Source organism: Pseudoalteromonas sp. KG3, assembly GCF_030436385.1.
In the GTDB taxonomy this organism is placed as follows: Bacteria; Pseudomonadota; Gammaproteobacteria; order Enterobacterales; family Alteromonadaceae; genus Pseudoalteromonas; species Pseudoalteromonas prydzensis.
Map to the genome: position 1 here is coordinate 1,151,042 of NZ_CP098523.1, position 16,054 is coordinate 1,167,095.

12 protein-coding genes and 1 tRNA gene are annotated in these 16,054 nt (G+C 41.5%); 1 reads left to right on the plus strand and 12 read right to left on the minus strand.

Annotated features, from left to right (window positions below):
* Window positions 1–193 precede the first annotated feature (193 nt).
* The 11 genes from NDQ71_RS05505 to NDQ71_RS05555 form a co-directional block, all read right to left on the minus strand.
* Window positions 194–1,405, minus strand: coding sequence for a hypothetical protein (locus NDQ71_RS05505; RefSeq protein ID WP_192542759.1), 1,212 nt, complete (start codon window positions 1,403–1,405; stop codon window positions 194–196).
* On the minus strand, window positions 1,389–2,267 hold the full coding sequence (gene nlpI / locus NDQ71_RS05510; RefSeq protein WP_192542760.1) for a lipoprotein NlpI: 879 nt from the start codon (window positions 2,265–2,267) through the stop codon (window positions 1,389–1,391). Before nlpI ends, NDQ71_RS05505 begins: the two co-directional genes overlap by 17 nt.
* Window positions 2,268–2,405: 138 nt before the next feature.
* The gene (pnp, locus tag NDQ71_RS05515) at window positions 2,406–4,532 is read right to left on the minus strand and encodes a polyribonucleotide nucleotidyltransferase (protein WP_064667624.1); all 2,127 of its coding nucleotides are present in this window, start codon (window positions 4,530–4,532) and stop codon (window positions 2,406–2,408) included.
* Between the two features lie 353 nt (window positions 4,533–4,885).
* The gene (rpsO, locus tag NDQ71_RS05520; protein ID WP_016707659.1) at window positions 4,886–5,155 is read right to left on the minus strand and encodes a 30S ribosomal protein S15; all 270 of its coding nucleotides are present in this window, start codon (window positions 5,153–5,155) and stop codon (window positions 4,886–4,888) included.
* Between the two features lie 108 nt (window positions 5,156–5,263).
* On the minus strand, window positions 5,264–6,214 hold the full coding sequence (gene truB / locus NDQ71_RS05525) for a tRNA pseudouridine(55) synthase TruB (RefSeq protein WP_064667625.1): 951 nt from the start codon (window positions 6,212–6,214) through the stop codon (window positions 5,264–5,266).
* Complete coding sequence (gene rbfA / locus NDQ71_RS05530; protein WP_064667626.1) at window positions 6,198–6,653, minus strand: 30S ribosome-binding factor RbfA; 456 nt, start codon at window positions 6,651–6,653, stop codon at window positions 6,198–6,200. The genes truB and rbfA overlap by 17 nt, the downstream gene beginning before the upstream one ends.
* Before the next feature lie 110 nt (window positions 6,654–6,763).
* Complete coding sequence (gene infB, locus NDQ71_RS05535; protein WP_064667627.1) at window positions 6,764–9,421, minus strand: translation initiation factor IF-2; 2,658 nt, start codon at window positions 9,419–9,421, stop codon at window positions 6,764–6,766.
* A gap of 25 nt (window positions 9,422–9,446) precedes the next feature.
* Window positions 9,447–10,946 carry a transcription termination factor NusA gene (nusA, locus tag NDQ71_RS05540; protein ID WP_301562386.1) on the minus strand — a complete coding sequence of 500 codons (1,500 nt, stop codon included), beginning with the start codon at window positions 10,944–10,946 and terminating at the stop codon, window positions 9,447–9,449.
* A 38-nt stretch (window positions 10,947–10,984) separates the two neighbouring features.
* On the minus strand, window positions 10,985–11,440 hold the full coding sequence (gene rimP / locus NDQ71_RS05545; RefSeq protein WP_064667629.1) for a ribosome maturation factor RimP: 456 nt from the start codon (window positions 11,438–11,440) through the stop codon (window positions 10,985–10,987).
* A gap of 316 nt (window positions 11,441–11,756) precedes the next feature.
* Window positions 11,757–11,833: transfer RNA gene (locus NDQ71_RS05550), tRNA-Met, on the minus strand.
* 993 nt (window positions 11,834–12,826) lie between these two features.
* Window positions 12,827–13,639 carry a DUF4124 domain-containing protein gene (locus NDQ71_RS05555; protein WP_064667631.1) on the minus strand — a complete coding sequence of 271 codons (813 nt, stop codon included), beginning with the start codon at window positions 13,637–13,639 and terminating at the stop codon, window positions 12,827–12,829.
* 134 nt (window positions 13,640–13,773) lie between these two features.
* On the opposite strand from NDQ71_RS05555, the gene NDQ71_RS05560 reads away from it, so the two are divergent.
* On the plus strand, window positions 13,774–15,324 hold the full coding sequence (locus NDQ71_RS05560) for a cryptochrome/photolyase family protein (RefSeq protein WP_301562387.1): 1,551 nt from the start codon (window positions 13,774–13,776) through the stop codon (window positions 15,322–15,324).
* A gap of 101 nt (window positions 15,325–15,425) precedes the next feature.
* Here NDQ71_RS05560 and NDQ71_RS05565 read toward each other — a convergent pair whose 3' ends face one another.
* On the minus strand, window positions 15,426–15,872 hold the full coding sequence (locus tag NDQ71_RS05565; RefSeq protein WP_064667632.1) for an Hsp20 family protein: 447 nt from the start codon (window positions 15,870–15,872) through the stop codon (window positions 15,426–15,428).
* Between the last annotated feature and the right edge of the window lie 182 nt (window positions 15,873–16,054).

The following is a 16,054-nucleotide window of genomic DNA, read 5'->3' on the forward strand; positions in this document are numbered from 1 at the left end:
AAGTCATAAGAGTATCAATACATTGCTAGTTAGTTTTAGTTTAGTACTGGTTATTGTGATGGTTAATTTTTTGCTTAAATAAATGCTTTATGGATATAGTTATACTGATCAAGGACGATTTTGTCTATAGTCAGCCAAGCTACTTGCTGCTATTTTGTGCTAATTTAACGCTGATTTCATATTATTCACAACTTTACTCGGCAATATTTTTATTTGGCATTTTATCTATAAAGTCCATAGCAGGCTCCATTTGTCGAAAATAATCAATAAAACGAACTGGTTGATAGTCCGGCTCACTGATTTTTTTCCGCCATAACTGCTGATATTGAGCAGAAAGTGGCAACCTTTGATATTGCATAATTGACCAGTCTGCACTTGGTTTGTAAGCTTTACTTCCCGTTTGGCAGCTATCGCTTAAAGTCCAGCCAGCAGGCGCAGGCACACCATTGGCAATAAACAAATTAGGAGCGACGAAACCGCGCTGTTCACATAACCATGCTTGTTTTGCTATAGGCAACACATACTCATCTTCAAAGCCATTAAAATGCATCAATTCATGTAAAAATAAACCGTAATGGCTCGCCGAGTTTAAATGCATTATTCCGCCTTGCACATTACCTGACCCTGTTGCCGTCATCATAACGATAAAATCAAAGCCTGTTGGCCATCTTTGCTGCGTTATGAAAGGCTGCCAATCACATTTAGCTGCCAAGCCTGGCTGTTGCTGACAGTCAATTGTATTACCTAAGTAAATGGGTTTACTAAAGCAGAAACTAGCTGTTCGTGGTTGTGGTTGCTGTTGGTATCGTTGGGTAAATGCATTGAGTTGGCTAATACCTTGGCGGTGATCTGTCATCATCAATACATTAAACTGACATTGAGATGTTGCTTGAAGCTGTGAAAAAGCTAATAAAAACCCTTCATCATTAGCAAAGCCTTGCTCGATAAACTGCGGTGCAACTCTGCGCTTTAACTTCAAATGCTCAGCAGCATCACTGGCAGGTAACCGTTGTTGCTCTTTTAAGCTCTCTAAATCACACCAGCGCTCAAGGCGAAGTAACTGTGCGCTGAGCTGCCGCCGTTTCTGTTCACTTTGCTGAGCGACACTGACACGCCAAAACGGCTGTGCTGCACGTGGCTGATCATTATTTAATAGGCGCAATGCCCATGCAAACTGAGCATCTGTAACGGCATTTAAAGCTAACAAGTATAAAGTGGGATCTGAGAGACTATTTAATTGCGCATTAAACTCATCAGCAAAACGATAATAGTTAACCACAATAGAGTGAGGATTGTGTTGGGCATGCCAAAAAGCAATGTTGCGATGCTGTTCCACTGAGCTTGGTAAGCAACCAACACTCAGTACAACAGCAACGCTAATGAGGTATTTAACTAGCGTTTTCACCAGCCATTAACTCAAGCTCTAAACGCGCATATTTATATTCCACAAACTCATGCACATTGGTGGCAAGTGCTAAGCGGAAAAAATCAGTAGCTTGATAATCTAAGCCTTTTGCTTGGTACATTTTCGCAAGGTAAAAATACGCTTCACACAAACGCTGCGCATACTCTTGTTCAGTTGCTACGCCTTCGCTAATGCTGTCTAAAAAGGCACGTTCGCTCATATCGCCAATAAACAATGAGATTAAGCCATAAGCCCATTGACTATCGTCAAGGCCTTGCGCATTGGCTTTTAACGTAGCTAAAGCTTGCACTGGATCAGCGTTCGCTTGTGCTAAATAAAGCCACAATACTCGGTATGGATCACTGGGTGAACGAGTTAAAAACTCTTTAAGATCAGCAGCTGCAAGGTTTGGTCTATCGCCATAATACAGTGCAATACCACGATTTAAATAGGCGTATTCGTGCTGCTCATTGAGTTCTAAAGCGGAATCAAAAAATTCATAGGCTTTTTCATATTGCTGCATCAAGGTATGGTGAATGCCGAGAAAATTATACACTTCGGCGAGATCTGGTTTTAATTGCACAGCACGATTAAAATCGATTCGTGCCAAAGTAGACATACCTAAGCTGTCAAATAATACACCGCGGTCATAAAATAATTTTGCTTGTTGATCTGGCGCTAAATCAGCGCGATTCAATAATTCCGAATAACGAGCTATGGCTATTTCACTACGAAAATCAGAAGGCAATGGTGCAGTGAAAGGCACATTAACAATCGCAGAGGGTTGTGCTTGCGAAGTAGATTGACAGGCGCTTAAAGACAAAATAGCAAACGATGCCAAGGCTATGTGTTTAAGTATCATTAAAATCCTTTATACCAAGATAAGTAGCAAACAGATAAGACAAGTGCTATCCACAGAGGTTTCATTAAAGCATAAAAAAAGAGGCTATACAGCCCCTTTTTATATTATCCAGAGAATATCTGGATTAAATATCAACAATTAAGCGTCAGTTGGCGCCTCAGCTGAAGATGCAGCTGCTTCCATTGCTTCTTTGATACTTAGACGTACGCGACCTTGACGGTCTACTTCTAGTACTTTAACTTTAACTTCTTGACCTTCAGATAGGTGATCTGTCACGTTATTTACGCGCTCAGTGCTGATCTGAGAGATATGCACAAGGCCATCTTTACCAGGAAGAATATTTACAAACGCACCGAAATCAACGATACGTACCACTTTACCTTCGTAGATAGTACCTACTTCAAGTTCAGCTGTTAATTGCTCAATACGGCTGATTGCATTTGCTGCGCTTTCACCGTCTGTTGCTGCGATTTTGATTGTGCCATCATCACCGATTTCAATCGTAGTACCTGTCTCTTCAGTAAGTTGACGAATAGTTGCGCCACCTTTACCGATAACTTCAGCGATTTTCTTCTGTGGTATCTTCATTGTGTAGATACGTGGAGCAAACATTGAAAGCTCTTCAGATGGTGCAGAAATCGCTTCGTCCATCACACCTAGGATGTGTAAACGTGCAGCTTTTGCTTGTTTAAGCGCAATTTGCATGATTTCTTGCGTGATGCCTTCAATCTTGATATCCATTTGTAGTGCAGTAATACCTGCAGCAGTACCAGCTACTTTAAAGTCCATGTCACCTAAGTGATCTTCATCACCTAAGATGTCAGAAAGAACCACGAATTTCTCGTCTTCTTTAACTAGACCCATCGCGATACCCGCAACAGACGCTTTAATTGGCACACCTGCGTTCATAAGTGCAAGTGAAGTACCACATACTGATGCCATTGAAGATGAACCGTTTGATTCAGTGATTTCAGATACCACACGGATTGAGTAAGGGAACTCAGTCAATGTAGGCATTACAGCTTGGATACCACGCTTAGCTAGGTTACCGTGGCCGATTTCACGACGCTTAGGAGAACCAACAAAACCAGTTTCACCTACGCAGAACGGAGGGAAGTTGTAGTTAAGCATAAAGTGGTTTTTGTGTGTACCCGTTAAATCGTCGATTAACTGTGAATCACGTTCTGTACCAAGTGTAGCAGTTACAAGTGCTTGAGTTTCACCACGAGTAAAGATTGCAGAGCCGTGAGTACGTGGCAATACGCCAGTCATTACGTCAAGTGCACGGATCATATCTGGTTCACGACCATCAATACGTTTTTCGCCAGCAGTGATGCGGCCACGAACGATTTTCTTCTCAAGAGAACCGAATACTTTACCCACTTCTTGCTTGTCTAGTGACTCGCCTTCAGCAAGTTCAGCTGTTAATACCGCAACAACTTCATCTTTTGCAGCGCCAAGTGCTTCTTTACGCGCTACTTTATCGGTGATGCGGTAAGCTTCGCCTACTTTATCAGCTGCGATTGCCGCTACTTTATCTTCTAAAGCAACGTTTTTCTCAGGTGCAGTCCAATCCCATGTAGGCTTGCCTGCTTCTGCTTTGAATTCGTTGATTGCGTTGATGATCGCTTGAGATTGCTCATGACCATAAACAACTGCACCTAGCATTACGTCTTCAGCTAATACGTCAGCTTCAGATTCAACCATAAGTACTGCGTTATCAGTACCTGCAACAACTAAATCAAGTTGGCTTTCTTCAAGCTCTTTTAATGTTGGGTTAAGTACGTACTCACCGTTGATATAACCAACGCGTGCTGCACCAATTGGGCCACTGAATGGGATACCAGAGATAGCAAGTGCTGCTGAAGTACCAATCATCGCAACCATATCAGGTTGGATTTCAGGGTTAACAGAAACAACCGTTGCGATAACTTGTACTTCGTTTACAAAACCAGTTGGGAAAAGTGGACGAATTGGACGGTCAATAAGACGTGCAATAAGTGTTTCACCGTCGTTAGGACGACCTTCACGCTTTAAGAAGCCACCAGGGATACGACCTGCAGCGTACATACGCTCTTGGTAGTTAACTGTAAGTGGGAAAAAGTCTTGGCCTGGTTGCGCTTCACGCTTACCAACAACCGTTACTAATACTGAAGTATCGCCAATGCTTGCTAGTACTGCGCCGTCAGCTTGACGTGCGATAGCACCTGTTTCTAGGGTAACTGTATGTTGACCTAGTTGAAATTCTTTAATAATTGCTTGCACTTAAAATGTTCCTTAAATGTATTCTAATAAGTTGCCATCAAAGTACCAATTACAGTACATAATTGTATTCAGTTGGAAATCAATTAAGTACTACAATTGGCAATGATGCAAATAAGCGTAGATAAACCTTTTTATCTACGCGCATAGTATATAACAAAGTAATGCAAAATTGCGAGCTTAGTCCCTAGATAAAAGTGGTGATAATAGGCGCGCTAAAAAGAGTGCTTTGCTGTCACTAACTATGTGGCTTTTATTTGATATTTCAAGAGAATTAATTGTTGTGGACAGAGAGAGTGAGAAATTTCAGGCACAAAAAAAGGAGCTAAAAAGCTCCTTTTTAAGAAATCTAGTTCTTAGCGACGTAGGCCAAGTTCTTGGATTAGCGCAGTATAACGTGCAATGTCTTTACCTTTAAGGTAATCAAGCAGTTTACGGCGAGTGCTTACTTTACGAAGCAGACCACGACGTGAGTGGAAGTCATGCTTGTGATCAGCAAAGTGACCTTGAAGCTTGTTGATATCAAAAGTTAAAAGTGCAACTTGTACTTCAGGTGAACCAGTGTCGCCTTCTGCACGTGCGAATTTTGCGATGATATCGATTTTTTCTTGATTGCTTAGTGACATAGTAACTCCAAAAATAAAATTTAAAAGGTGTCTTAGCCGATCACTAATTCAGCCAAAACGATTAGCGGGCGTATTCTACCAGCTACGGAAATAACTACAAGGGAAACTTTACTCGCTTGCTTCTTGTTGATTTGATAAGCCGCGCTTTGACTTCAAATGACCATCTGCATTTTTTTCGCCAGTGCCAATAAACACACCATCTGCCAGCACTTTAATAGCGCCTTCAGGTAGTTCTACACCAAGCACCACAGCTTGTCCGTGGCTAAATGAAACGCCCTGTTCTTTGCTTATTTCAACCACAGGTAAATCAACTAAAGCAGTATCCATGGGCAGTAACAGCTCATCAAGGTAAGTCGATGGGCTAATATCTTCTGCTTTGGCTTTTGCTAATAAAGTTTCAAGTTGCTCAAGCGAGACCATTTTATCAGCAGGGTAATGCCCAACTGCACTGCGGTGCAGCATGATCACATGCGCGCCACAGCCTAGGTTTTCACCTAAGTCATCAACGATGGTACGAATGTAGGTCCCTTTTGATACGTGGGCGGTCATTTGCACTTCATTGTTCGCTTCGTCAAACTCATCAAGCGTTAAACTAAATACATTGATTTTTCGGCACTTACGAGGAACTTCAATGCCTTCACGAGCGTATTTATATAACGGTTTACCTTGGTACTTAAGCGCTGAATACATTGACGGGTACTGGTCTGATTCGCCTAAAAACTTAGCAATTTCTTCGCGCAGCTGCTCAATGGTCACGTTCACATCTTTAGTGCTAACAATCTCGCCATCAGAATCCGATGTCGTTGTTCTTTCACCTAACTTTGCGCGCACCACATAGGTTTTATCAGTATCGAGTAAAAACTGAGTAAACTTAGTGGCTTCACCAAAACAAATTGGCAGCATCCCGGTGGCTAAAGGGTCAAGGGCACCTGTGTGCCCTGCTTTTTGCGCAAAATACACGCCTTTAGCTTGCTGTAACGCTTTATTTGATGAAATGCCTATTGCTTTGTTTAACAACAAAATACCGTCAACTCGGCGGCCTTTACTGCGCTTTGCCATCTGTATTTGTGCCTTCTTCGCTATCTGTTTGATCTTGATTTTCTTGGCTATCTACTTCATCTGCATCTGGTACATGCTTTGCTTTATCTTCACGAATGATAGAGTCAACAAGGTTTGAAATACGCATGCCTTCCATCAGTGAATTATCAACCACAAACTTCAGCTCAGGCATAATGCGGGCACGAATACGCTTACCAAGTAATGAGCGGATATAACCAGTCGCTTCATTTAATACTTTAGCGCTTTGCTTTGCAGCATCTTCATCTTGGGTGTTAAACACAGTAATAAAGATTTTTGCGTAAGATAAATCACGTGATACTTCAACAGCCGAGACTGTCACCATACCTAAACGTGGATCTTTAATTTCACGTTGCAAAATAACAGCAATCTCTTTTTGGATTTGCTGAGCAACACGATCTGTACGAGAAAACTCTCTCATTATACTCTACTCTAAATTTATAACTCATTGAGAAATATAAATAAGTTATTTAAATAATGAATACACAAATGGGGGCTGAGCCCCCATTTATTATCTTAGCTTACGAACAATTAAAGTGTACGTTGTACTTCAACTGTTTCGAATACTTCGATTTGGTCACCAACGCGAACGTCGTTATAGTTCTTAACGCCGATACCACATTCCATGCCGTTACGAACATCAGCAACGTCGTCTTTAAAGCGACGCAGTGACTCAAGTTCACCTTCATAGATAACCACGTTATCACGAAGTACACGGATTGGTGCGCTACGTTTAACAACACCTTCAGTAACCATACAACCGGCGATTGCGCCAATCTTAGGTGACTTGAACACGTCACGTACTTCAGCAAGACCAATGATCTCTTGTTTAAACTCAGGTGCTAACATACCTGACATAGCTTGCTTAACTTCGTCAATCAAGCTGTAGATAACGCTGTAGTAGCGTAAATCTAAGTTTTCAGACTCAATAACTTTACGCGCTGAAGCATCAGCACGAACGTTAAAGCCAACCACGATTGCATTAGAGGCTGCTGCAAGTGTTGCATCAGTTTCTGTAATTCCACCTACGCCAGAACCAACAATCTTCACTTTAACTTCGTCAGTAGAAAGTTTAGTCAATGAATCAGAGATTGCTTCGATTGAACCTTGTACGTCAGCTTTAAGTACCACGTTAACTTCTGATACATCGCCATCAGTCATGTTAGTAAACATGTTTTCAAGCTTCGCTTTTTGTTGACGCGCTAGTTTAACATCGCGGAACTTACCTTGACGATAAAGAGCAACTTCACGGGCTTTACGCTCGTCTTTAACAACCGTTGCTTCATCACCTGCCGCTGGAATACCAGATAGACCTAAAATCTCTACTGGGATTGAAGGGCCTGCAGACTTGATGTCTTTACCGTTTTCATCGCGCATAGCACGAACACGGCCATACTCAAGACCACATAATACGATGTCACCTTGGTTAAGCGTACCTGATTGTACAAGTACAGACGCTACTGGACCACGACCTTTATCAAGACGCGATTCAATAACAACACCTGCCGCCATACCCACACTTGGTGCAGTTAGCTCTAAAAGCTCAGCTTGCATTAATACCGCTTCTAACAGCTCATCAATACCTAAACCCGTTTTAGCTGAGATATGCACGTATTGTGTATCACCGCCCCACTCTTCTGGGATAACGTCTAGTTGAGCTAGCTCGTTCTTAACGCGATCTGGGTCTACGCCTTCTTTATCCATTTTGTTCACAGCGATGATTAAAGGAACGCCAGCTGCACGCGCATGCTGAACCGCTTCTTTAGTTTGTGGCATTACACCATCATCTGCTGCAACCACTAGGATTACGATATCTGTCGCTTTCGCACCACGAGCACGCATTGACGTAAACGCCGCGTGACCAGGTGTATCTAAGAAGGTGATCATGTTGCCGTTAACATCAACATGATAAGCACCAATGTGCTGAGTAATACCACCGGCTTCGCCAGAGGCTACTTTTGCAGAACGAATATAATCAAGTGTTGACGTTTTACCATGGTCAACGTGACCCATTACAGTCACTACTGGCGCACGTGGCTCAGACTTACCATCTTCATGGCGGTCATTAAGAACGGTTTGCTCTAATTCGTTTTCTTTAACAATGATAACCTTATGACCCATTTCTTCTGCAACAAGTTGCGCAGCTTCTTGGTCAATCACTTGGTTAATGGTAACCATGTCACCCATTTTCATCATTGTTTTTACAACTTCAGCGCCTTTAACAGCCATGCGCGATGCAAGCTCTGCAACTGTAATTGTTTCGCTGATACGCACTTCGTTTTTCACATCAACTGTTGGTTTTTGGAAACCGTGTTGTAGTGAAGCAGGTGCTTTTAGCTTGCTTTTCTTGCCTCTTGAAGGAACGAATTTCTCTTTCGCTGGGGCTTTTTTCTTTTTCTTCGCACGGCGTGCGCCTTGCTCATCACGGGCATCAGCAACATCTTCTGCTTCACGTGCGTAAGTTGAAGTCGTAAGGTGGTGATCAGCGGTTTCTTCACGCTTCTTACGTTCTTCTTCTTCTTTCTTCCAGCGAGCTGAATTTTCTTCTGCTAGCTTTCTTGCCTCTTCTGCTTGACGTTTCGCTTCTTCTTCAGCTTTCTTCAATGCGGCCTCTTCTGCTTCTTTTTGCAGACGCTCAGCTTCAACGCGATCTTTCTCAGATTTAGCGCTTTGTTCTGGAGTCATCTGCTTCTGTTTTGCTGCACGTTCAGCATCTGCTTTACGTTTAGCTTCTTCTTTCGCTTTACGGTCAGCCTCTTCTTTGGCTTTACGTTCAGCGTCTTGTTTTGCTTTAAGCTCAGCTGCTTCTTTTGCAGCTTGTTGCTCTTGCTCACGGCGTGCGGCTTCTTCAGCTGCAATGCGTGCTTGCTCTTGTTCTTGCTCAACAGCACTTTTCTTCACGTAAGTACGTGTTTTACGTACTTCAACTTGTACTGACTTTGCTTGACCCGTAGAGCCTGTCACACTGAGTGTGCTTTTGCTTTTACGTTGCAAGGTCATACGTGCCGGGCCATCTGAGCCTGTACCGCCGTGTTGCTTGCTTAAGTGATCAAGTAACGTTGCTTTTTCAGCTTCAGTTACATTATCACCCGCTTGCTTAGTGATACCGGCCTGCGATAATTGTTGAAGCAATTTATCAACAGTTGTACCGATATCCCCGGCTAGTTTTTCAACATTTACTTCTGCCATAGTCTCTAATACCTCCGTTAATAAATTACTCGTCTGCGAACCAACAAATGTTACGCGCAGCCATAATTAGCTTACCAGCTTCTTCAGGAGAAACTTCGGTGATATCAACTAATTCATCAATACCTTGCTCAGCTAAATCTTCAAGCGTTACTACACCTTTGCTTGCCATAACAAACGCAAGGTGACGCTCTAAACCTTCTAGTGCTAATAAGTCTTCTGCAGGCTCAGCACCATCAAGGCTTTCTTCTGTTTTTAATGCTTTCGTTGTTAGTGCATCTTTTGCACGTGAACGTAATACATCAACTGTTTCTTCATCTAGACCATCAATTTCTAAGAATTCAGATGCAGGAACATACGCTACTTCTTCAAGGGTTGAGAAACCTTCATTGATAAGAAGCGTTGCAAAATCTTCGTCGATGTCTAAGTTTTCTGTGAATAAGTTAATTAACTTATCAGATTCCGCTTCGTTCTTAGCACGCATCTCTTCCACAGTCATTACGTTCAATTCCCAACCAGTTAACTGGCTAGCAAGACGTACGTTTTGACCATTACGGCCAATTGCTTGTGCTAGGTTATCTGCTTCAACAGCAATATCCATTGAATGCGTGTCTTCATCCATTACGATTGACGCAACTTCAGCAGGTGACATCGCATTAATAACAAATTGTGCTGGGTTATCATCGTAAAGTACGATGTCAACACGCTCACCACCGAGCTCAGTAGATACAGCTTGTACACGAGCACCACGCATACCAACACACGCACCAATTGGGTCGATACGTTTGTCGTTAGATTTAACGGCGATTTTAGCACGTGAACCAGGATCACGCGCTGCTGCACGTAATTCAATCATTTCTTCGCCAATTTCTGGCACCTCAATGCGGAATAATTCCATCAGCATTTCAGGCTTAGAACGTGTTACAAATAACTGTGCGCCACGAGCATCTGCTTTTACTTCGTAAAGTAAACCACGAATACGATCGCCTGGACGGAAGTTTTCACGTGGTAGCATGTCATCACGGTAAATAACCGCTTCAGCATTGTTACCTAAATCAAGCACGATTGCGTCACGCGTTGCTTTTTTAACAACACCGGTTACCAGCTCGCCTTGTTGATCTTTATACGCTTCAACAACTAAGGCACGCTCAGCTTCACGTACTTTTTGCACGATTACTTGCTTTGCCATTTGCGTCGTAATACGGTCAAATTTAATTGACTCTATTTGCTCTTCAATGAAATCACCAATCTTAAGATCAGGATCATCTACTTGTGCAGCTTCTAATGTAATTTCGCTGTATGGGTGCTCTAATGAGCCATCTTCAAGTACTTCTGCAATCTGCCAACGACGATAAGTATCGTAGTCACCTGTTTTACGGTCAATTGCAACACGTACTTCAATTTCACCCGTGTGTTTTTTCTTAGTCGCTGTCGCTAATGCGAACTCTAACGCTTCGAAAATCTTTTCTTTTGGAACCGCTTTCTCATTGGAAACGGCTTCAGCAACCAATAATATCTCTTTTGCCATGGGTTATGCCTCGCTTGCCCTATTCCTTCGCACTCGAATTAAAACTTTGCGATTATGTTCGCACGTTCAATGTTACTGAGCATGATGAAGTGTTCAGTGCCGTCACTTGAAAGTGTGATCATATCACTGCTAACTGATACTAAATCGCCTTTAAAATTACGACGACCATCTTGTGGAAGTTTAGTACGCACGCGTACTTCCTCTCCTTGTGCCTTCTCGTAGTGATCTTGTTTGAATAATAGACGATCAACACCAGGAGACGATACTTCCAAATCATATTCATTTGTAATTGGGTCTTCGACATCTAAAATCGCGCTTATTTGACGACTTGCATCAGCACAATTATCAACCGAAATCCCCGCTTCATGATCTATATAGACCCTAAGCGTAGAATGGCGACCCGCTTGCACAAACTCTAGACCATGTAATTCAAAGCCTAACATCTCAACTGACGGTGAAAGCATGGCTAATAAATCTTGCTCAAGTTTTGTCACGAAAATCCTCCATACAAACAAAAAAAGGGCTTATAGCCCTAAAATACTTAGCTTATTCCTTGATTTAAAATCAAGTGGTGCAGATACAACAACGCCCCGAACCAAGCGGGGCGTCACACCTAAAGCATAAAACTGTGTGGCCATGGGCCAAGCTTGGTTGCGGGTAGCTAACGCCACCTAAATAAACCCAAAGGCTTAAACGCAAAACGCGCATTACATAGAATGCGCGACTTCAAATCAGTAACTAAAATCGCTACTCATAAGCATGGCAACAAGATCTTAAAATCGTAAAAACGACTAACTTACCTCAAGAACTTGGTTGCGGGAGCCGGATTTGAACCGACGACCTTCGGGTTATGAGCCCGACGAGCTACCAGGCTGCTCCATCCCGCGCCAACTGGTATCAAACTTACGATACCTATCTAGCTAATCAACTAAGCTAAACAATGGCGGCTATTATAGAGAGGCTTGGCATAATTAGCAACCAAAAACTGGTAAAGAATACCTAGACTATAAAGTACAAGATTACACGCCGGAACAATTAGCTATCATAAAGCGACAATAGGCGTGTTTGATTAAAGAAGTCATCTCCCTAGATAATTGGATATTTTTCATATTTACTTAACCTGAACTCTGGTTAAGAGATGTACTTATGTATTGATATTAAATAACAAATATATTTCTCAGTCTCCAGCCGGAGACTTTTAGTGATAACAAGGCGAATTTACGCGTCAATAGCTAGCCTATTGCAAGTAAATTCAACGCAGTTAGCGTTAAAAGTAGCCGCTGGAGATAGATTTATTATCCAGAGTTCAGGTTACTTACCCTTTGCAGCCTAGCGTCTATACTTAGACTTCTAAGGCAGTCTGCATACGTCTAGATTTTTAAGAGGGCTTATTATGGGTGTATCAGCTCATCATCAAAAATATTGTTACAGGGCATAGCAATAATAAAACCCAACTTTCACTGTTTTACAATCACTTTTCATGTACAACTTAAACGCCATGCACTGACGATGCAATGGCCCAGCAGTCAGGAGATAAGTGAAAAAAGTTATATTTTGTACTGTTCGTTAGAACGTACGATTACTCATTTGGACTGCTTATTATCAGTTCTGCCTTTTATTCAACACCATGCAAACATTTTAAGTAAAAGCGGTCTCACATCTGAGGACGTTGATTTATTGGGTGATGCGTTTATCGCGGCACTAAAAATTCATTTAGGTAATGAGTTCACGCCACAGATAGAAAACGCTTGGCGGTACGCCATTAGGATGTTTAAAAGTATTGTAAAAAGCTACTTATTTAATACCAATAACATTGTTGCTATTAATAAGTCAGTCCAACAGCAAATGAGTTCCTAATAAATAAGCGGTAAATTGGCCGTTTATTGCAAGGTCGCCAACTCTTGTAATAAACGGTCGATCTGACGTTGTTCAACATCAATTAGCGTGGCATATTTCGACGTTAATGCGGTCATTTTTCGCGACAATGAATTATCAAAGGTCGCATCCGTCAAATTATTCGGCTGCTCGCTGGCTTGAGTTTCAAGCGCCGCTATTTGCTTATCCATTTGCGCTTGGTAAGTATCTATTTTTGATTGCCTTTGTTCAATATCACGTTTTATCTCTTGCACGCGAATAAACGAATCAATATCTTTACTTTGCGTTGACTGCTTGTCAATTTCGGAGCTGTTGGTTACTTTCGGTAATCCCAGCTTTTCTTGTAGCAGGCGATCAATATCTCGCTGCTCGCGTTCAATTAGTACGTTATAACGCTCTGACACATTAGTCATTTGATTGGCAATTGCTGTTTCTTTTTCCGCACCAGACAAATTATTTAACTGCGCATCAGATTGATCTTTTAAATCAGCGATCTCTTGGTTCATTTTTTCGCTAAGCGTATCAATTTTATCTTGGTGTTGTTGAATATCAGCATCAATTTGCTTAGTGCGAATATACGTATCAACTTCAGTGGAATCCATATCTCCATGAGTGACGATATTACTGGGTACGGCTGGGTTTTGCTCTTTCACTGTAATAAGTTTTGCATCATTCCCACACGGAAATTGGCTAAACTCCATCACCCCATTTTTCTCACATTGATAAACGCTCGCATGCAATGGCGCAACAAAGCACAGCGTAATAACACAAGGTAAAATAATTTTTAATGTTCTAATATTACTCTGATGTTTGTTCATAAGCTGACATTCCCTCGTTTATGTAGGTAACCTACACAGGTTTCTTCTACCTATATACCACTACTTTCAGAATTAATAAATGCGATCTAAGCAGTAACTTAGTGCGTATACAATTATTTTGGGCAAAATCTATAATGTATAAAACACTGCGGTTCATTTTTGGTGACCAACTTAATGCCAGCCACAGCTGGTTTAAAGAGAAAAACCAAACGCAATATCTTTATGTCATTGCTGAATTAAAACAAGAAACCGATTATGTAAAACACCATATACAAAAAGTAGTGGCGTTTTTTGCCACCATGGAAAACTTTGCCGTTGCACTTAAACAAGCCCATTTAAATGTTCTTCATTTAACCCTAGATGATACTCAAAACGATGCGTGCATCACATCATTGTTAACCCGTTTAGCTAAGCAGTATCAATGTCAGCAAATTCAATATCAATATCCTGATGAATATCGCCTTCAACAACAAATGCGACAATTTAAATCATCCAGTAGCTTAAAAATCAGTGGCTGCGATAGTGAACATTTTTTATTACCTTATGCTGATATCAGCAACCACTTTACAAAAGATAAACATGTAAAAATGGAGTTTTTTTATCGCATGATGCGTAAGCGCTTTAATATACTGATGCAAGATAATGCACCACAAGGTGGGCAATGGAACTTTGATCAAGACAATCGTAACAAATTAAAAAAAACCGATTTAGCCGCCATCCCAGAGCCAAAAATATTTACCAATAATATTGAGGGCATTTTACAGCGAATTAAAAAACATCACGTAATCACCTTTGGCGACTGCTCGGCAACCTTGTTATGGCCAACCAGTCGCGCGCAAGCAAAACAATTACTTGCCTACTTCTGCACTTACCTGCTGCCTTGCTTTGGGCAATTTCAAGATGCGATGACCTGCCAAAGTCCACACCAATGGAGCCTATACCATAGCCGACTAGCGTTTGCGCTGAACACTAAAATGCTGCACCCAATGCAAGTCATTAAGCAAGTATTAGCAGAATTTGCGGCACGACCAGAGCAGATCAACCTTGCTCAAGTTGAAGGGTTCATTAGGCAAATTTTAGGCTGGAGAGAGTACGTACGAGGTATTTATTGGCAAAATATGCCTGATTACGCAACTAAAAATGAGCTGGGTGCTAGCCGTTCATTGCCTGATTATTTTTGGCACGGTAAAACAAAAATGAACTGTATGCAGCAAGCAATTACGCAAAGCTTAGAGACCGCCTATGCGCATCATATACAACGGTTAATGATCACCGGTAATTTTTGCTTATTAACCGGTATTGCTCCTGATCATGTTGATAACTGGTATTTAGGCATTTATATCGATGCCATTGAATGGGTAGAAATGCCCAATACTCGTGGTATGAGTCAGTTTGCTGATGGTGGTCTTATCGCCACAAAACCGTATGCTGCAAGCGGTAACTACATAAATAAAATGAGTGATTACTGCAAAAGCTGCCACTACAAAGTACAACAAAAAACACAAGTCACGGCTTGCCCGTTTAACAGCTTATATTGGCAATTTATGCACAGCCATCAAGCGCGATTAACGCACAATCCCCGTATTGGCATGGTTTATAAGAATTGGCAAAAGCAAGACCCAGCTCAACAGCAAGCCACTCTTAACAGAGCACAGTGGTGCTTAGATAATATAGAAACGCTATAGAATGATACGACACTATTTTTTGCGGCCATAAAAAAGCCGCCTCAGCTGAGGCGGCTATAAATAACAATTAAATCAGGGGAAAAATAATGTCAAAGGGTTGGTTATTTACCTTCTAGCAAGTTACCACTGCCAATTTCAATTTTGCGTGGTTTAAGTGCTTCAGGGATCTCACGTTGTAAATCGATGCTGAGTAAGCCATTTGCTAAATCTGCACCAAGTACTTTTACGTGGTCGCCTAGCTGAAATTTACGCTCGAAATTACGCTCGGCAATGCCTTGATGAATAAATTTGCGCTCTGCGCTTTCATCTTTGTCGGCTTTAACACCAGCTACTTTTAAGGTGTTGTTTTCTGACTCAATTGTCAGCTCATTATCACTAAAACCGGCAACAGCCATAGTGATGCGATATTTGTCTTTATCAAGTGCTTCGATGTTGTAAGGAGGAAAGCTTGGCTGCTTGTCTGTGCGAGCTGCCGCATCCATTAAAGATGCTAAATGATCGAAACCAATGAATGAACGATAAAGTGGTGATAAGTCTACTGTACGCATAATAATATCCTCATATTTAAGCGATATTTTGCATGGGCTTTTCGGTTGAACAAGCGCAGGCAAAGTTTAATTAATAATATAAAATTCAATAACTTCTATTTAGTAAGGACCCATCAGGCGTCCTCATTAAACTATATATGGACGGCAAAATTGTTTTCAAGATTATTTTTAAAAAAAATTTA

Excerpts from the sequence above, each read along its gene's own strand:
- nlpI (WP_192542760.1), bottom strand. The coding sequence starts at position 2,267 with ATGATACTTAAACACATAGCCTTGGCATCGTTTGCTATTTTGTCTTTA.
- rpsO (WP_016707659.1), bottom strand. The coding sequence starts at position 5,155 with ATGTCACTAAGCAATCAAGAAAAAATCGATATCATCGCAAAATTCGCA.
- truB (WP_064667625.1), bottom strand. The coding sequence starts at position 6,214 with ATGGCAAAGCGCAGTAAAGGCCGCCGAGTTGACGGTATTTTGTTGTTA.
- rbfA (WP_064667626.1), bottom strand. The coding sequence starts at position 6,653 with ATGAGAGAGTTTTCTCGTACAGATCGTGTTGCTCAGCAAATCCAAAAA.
- infB (WP_064667627.1), bottom strand. The coding sequence starts at position 9,421 with ATGGCAGAAGTAAATGTTGAAAAACTAGCCGGGGATATCGGTACAACT.
- nusA (WP_301562386.1), bottom strand. The coding sequence starts at position 10,946 with ATGGCAAAAGAGATATTATTGGTTGCTGAAGCCGTTTCCAATGAGAAA.
- NDQ71_RS05555 (WP_064667631.1), bottom strand. The coding sequence starts at position 13,639 with ATGAACAAACATCAGAGTAATATTAGAACATTAAAAATTATTTTACCT.
- NDQ71_RS05560 (WP_301562387.1), top strand. The coding sequence starts at position 13,774 with ATGTATAAAACACTGCGGTTCATTTTTGGTGACCAACTTAATGCCAGC.
- NDQ71_RS05565 (WP_064667632.1), bottom strand. The coding sequence starts at position 15,872 with ATGCGTACAGTAGACTTATCACCACTTTATCGTTCATTCATTGGTTTC.